The sequence below is a fragment of the Arthrobacter sp. zg-Y238 genome (assembly GCF_024385525.1).
Classification (GTDB): Bacteria; Actinomycetota; Actinomycetes; order Actinomycetales; family Micrococcaceae; genus Arthrobacter_B; species Arthrobacter_B jinronghuae.
The window spans coordinates 1-2,701 of sequence record NZ_JANFLU010000018.1 but is presented as its reverse complement, the minus strand read 5'-3'; the positions used below and the strand labels follow the sequence as shown (position 1 = coordinate 2,701).

General features: G+C 61.7%; 1 protein-coding gene. It reads left to right on the top strand.

Annotated elements, in window-relative coordinates:
• Positions 1–532 precede the first annotated feature (532 nt).
• Positions 533–2,230 (top strand): thioester domain-containing protein, encoded by a 1,698-nt coding sequence (locus NNX38_RS16755; RefSeq protein WP_255799068.1) that lies wholly within the window; start codon positions 533–535, stop codon positions 2,228–2,230.
• Positions 2,231–2,701 lie beyond the last annotated feature (471 nt).

The window sequence follows — 2,701 nt, the reverse complement described above, 5'->3', positions numbered from 1 at the left end:
GGAAGCTAAGACCCACAGCGCCGATGGTACTGCATCCGGGAGGATGTGGGAGAGTAGGTCACCGCCGGACAATATTTGAAGAGGTTGAGCCCGTACCAGTGTTGGTACGGGCTCTCCTTGTTTAAGCCCCGGATGCGTCCGGGGAGGTCGAACGCGGCGGGGCCGGCGTCGACGAGCTGCGTGGCCTGAGCCCGCAGAATCACCTCGAACTGCGCCGCCGCGGGGCTTGTCTGTGAGTGAGCCGTACCGCAGGGCGTGGGCCCCGCCACGTTGCCGGTATCGCTGCAACAGCCCCTTTTCGGCTTTATGCATCACCTGAATACCGTCCCACCCTTACAAATTGCGGCCTTCGGGATATACCGTCGCGACTTCGGGGCCGAACGTCTGCAGCTGACAACCTGGTGGGTAGTGCGGCGGCCCCTCTCGGTAAGTCCAGGAGAGAAGGCGGGACCTTATGAGTCTGAGCGCAGCACTCGCACAGTATGGGGGGCGTCAGGGGAGGCTAAGAAGCCAACGTAGGTATTTGAGGAATGTGTTTGGCCTGGTTGGCGCATTGCTGGCCGCGTTGGTAGTGACGGCGTTGCCGGCGCAGGCCGTATTCTCCGGCCCAGAGCCGGGAGACACAGTTCCCGCGGCCGAGGTCGAAATCACCATGACCGGCACAGGGGTGGGGACCGCTGCAACGGGAGGGATACCACCCGCAGGGGAGACGTTTGATATCAGCGCCTACCCCCCGGACGTGCCGCCAACTTACGAAGAAGATAATCCGTCCTTTGCCGGCACCATCCTCACCGCAGACGAGGAGGGGAACACGCAGGAAATGTACTGCATCGACATCCGTACCTCCACCTACTCCGGGTTGGGATACGAGAGCGGTACATGGAGCGAAGCCAACGTCCCCAATGTCGGTTACGTGAACCGGGTCCTGAACAGCTACTACCCGGACCAGCCCGGCCTTCCTGCAGAAGCCGCGGATGACGCCACCCGTGCCGCAGCGGTCCAGGCAGCAATCTGGTTCTTCAGCGACGGCTTTGTCCTGCAGGACACAGATCCCCTCCGCCCGCTGACTCAGGGGATTATCGATGCTGTTCTTGCCGCCGGGCCACTCACTGAACCGCCCCCGCCGGACGTCAGCATTGATCCACCGGTAGCCGCCGGGCCCGTGGACGGCGTGACCGGTCCCTTTACCGTCACCGCTGGAGGCGGGGCAGAACTGACCGTGGAGGCACCTGCTGGTTTTGCCCTGTTTACGGACCCCGCAGGGACCGTTCCGCTCGTGAACCCGGTTCCATCCGGTACCCAGGTCTGGGTGCGCAGTACGGCGCAGACACCTGATCCGGCTGTCATCACGGCCAGCGCCGTAGTACCCGTAGAGACAGGCATCGTCTACCTCTACGCAGGAAACAACCCCGACGTGACGGAGGCGCAAAAGCTGATCCTGGCCGCAAACGCCGAGATCGAATCCAACGCCCAGGCAACCGCGGAGTTCTTCGTCGCGGGAGACCTGACGGTGAATAAAACCTTTGCCGGAGAGGCAGTCGGCATCCAGGGCGCTATCGTCCTTACGGTGGACTGCGGTCCTGTAGGGATTTTCGTCTTCGAAATCCCGGCCGGGGCAACAACGCCGGTCACCGAAACGGTTACCGACCTTCCGGTTGGGACGGTCTGTCTGGTGACGGAAGAGGTTACCGGTTCCACCACGGCGGTGACGGTTACGCCTACGTTCTCAGATCCGGTGACGATCACCGAGGGGGAGAACGTCCTCGCCGTGACCAACACGGTGGAATTCAACCCCGGGAGCCTGGTTGTGGCGAAAACCATCAGCGGCTCCGGAGCCGGCCTGCAGGAAGAAGTCGTGCTTCACATCCAGTGCGGTGACGGACTGATCGACGAGATCTTCGTTATCCCCGAGGGGACTTCGGCGGATACCTTTACCCAGCGGTACGACGGCATCCCGGCGGGAACGGTGTGCCGGGTTACGGAGCCGGCATCCGGCGCCAACGAGGATGTCACCGTGGAATCGTCTGGTGCGGCGGAGGTAACCATCCTGCCCGGACAGTCCCAAACCGTCGGGGTGGTCAATGAGTACGCACCGGTGCCGGTTACCGAACGACTCCCGCGCACCGGAGCCGACGGCGCCGCCGCTATGGCGGCAACGGCCGGAACCGCCATGCTCACCGGATTCCTATTGATCCTAGGGTCCTGGTCCTACCGGCGGCCCCGCAGCTGAGCGGACAGAAGCACGTATGAGCGGTTGGAACCGGTGCCCGTATGGGGCCGGTTCCAACCGCCGGGGCCGATTTGCGGCGGAGGCCAATTCTGTGTAAAGTTTTCTAAGTCGCCGCGGCCGGGACGCTGGAAAAGCGCCCGAGCATGGCGGCCAAACCCCAACAAAAACAGAGTCCAACCAGTGCGCGCCCTTTGCCGGGCCGGTGGGAAAGACTCCGTTGGATGCTGGGTCCGGAACGGCGGAAAACGCTTTTCACGGGGTCCCGACAAGGGAAACCGCGAATTGCAAATAACGCCGGAATGGAATAAGATATAAAACATTGCAGCGAAGAAGAAAAGGAAAACATTGTTTTCCCGAGTATTTTCGGATTGCGTCTGTTGTTTGAGAACTCAATAGTGTGCCAAGTTTATTGATACCAATTTATTTTGATTGGTTGAACAGGCCGTTCCGCCCACCCCGTGGGTAAGGGAC